1 protein-coding gene is annotated in these 1,183 nt (G+C 58.9%); it reads left to right on the top strand.

The genetic code is table 11. The features are described 5' to 3' along the window. A partial coding sequence (locus A5481_RS31980; protein ID WP_156655701.1) for a putative bifunctional diguanylate cyclase/phosphodiesterase occupies window positions 1-1,168 on the top strand: 1,168 nt, incomplete at its 5' end. Window positions 1,169-1,183 lie beyond the last annotated feature (15 nt).

Here is a 1,183-nt window from a genome sequence, read left to right as displayed (position 1 = left end):
GGTCAACGACACCCTGGGGCACTCGGCGGGTGATCGCCTACTTCAGGATGTGGCGAAGCGCCTCCTGAGCGTGACTGGTCCTCTAGAGACGGTCGCCCGCCTCGGAGGCGACGAGTTTGCGATCATTTTGCCGGACTGCCGCGCTGACCGGGGAGCGGATCTCGTAGCCGAGCGCCTCATCCAGGCCCTCTCCGTGCCCTTCACCGTGGATGGATTGGCCTTCAACCTCAGTGCCAGCATCGGCATCGCAAACTTTCCCATGCATGGCAATGAGGCTGACGAGCTGCTCTCAGCCGCCGACCTGGCGCTCTACGCTGCCAAGGCTGAGGGCCGACAGCGTTATCATCGCTACTCGCCCAGTCTGCGCCAGGCGGCGCTGCAGCAGCATGCCCTCGAAAGCGAACTGCGCCATGCCTACGAACGCGGCGAGTTCAGGCTGTTCTACCAGCCGCAGGTCGATGGCGCGGGGCGCCTGATGGGGGCGGAAGCGCTGCTGCGCTGGGAGCATCCCGAGCGCGGGCTGCAGTCTCCGGCGGCCTTCTTGCCGTTTCTTGAGAAAAGTCCTCTCGCCATTCAGGTTGGCCAGTGGGTGTTGCAGACTGCCTGTGCTCAGGCGAGCGTGTGGCGAGGAAATGCACCTAGCTTTCGTATGGGTGTCAATCTTTTCGGTCTGCAATTGCATAATGGAGATCTTGTGCACGAAGTGCAGAAAGTCCTATATAAATTCAGACTGCCGGCTAAAAATCTTGAGCTAGAGGTTACGGAGAACATCATCTTGCAGCAGAGCGATAGGGCGCTGCGCATGCTTCAAATGCTGCACGATGAAGGCGTGAGCATCGCGTTTGATGATTTTGGAACTGGGTACGCCTCTCTTAGTCTGCTCAAGCGATATCCGTTGTCGCGGCTGAAGATCGATCAATCCTTTGTGCGCAACCTAGGCACGTCGCGCGAGGATGCTGCGATCGTGCGATCCATCGTCCATATGGCAAAGGCTTTCGGCTTGGGTGTCATTGCAGAAGGTGTTGAGACTGAAGAGCAGCAGGAGCGACTCCTGGCTAAGGGGTGCGATGAACTGCAAGGCTACCTGCTCGGACGTCCGATGCCCGCTGAGAGCTTCGCCGTGCAGTACGGGTTATCGCTCTCAGGGCAAAGGGAGATTGCAGCTTAGAGCGTTTTCAGTTTT

The sequence above is a fragment of the Methylobacterium platani genome, assembly GCF_001653715.1.
Classification (GTDB): domain Bacteria; phylum Pseudomonadota; class Alphaproteobacteria; order Rhizobiales; family Beijerinckiaceae; genus Methylobacterium; species Methylobacterium platani.
Note: the sequence above shows the minus strand (reverse complement) of the source record. Positions and strands in the feature narration are given on the sequence as shown.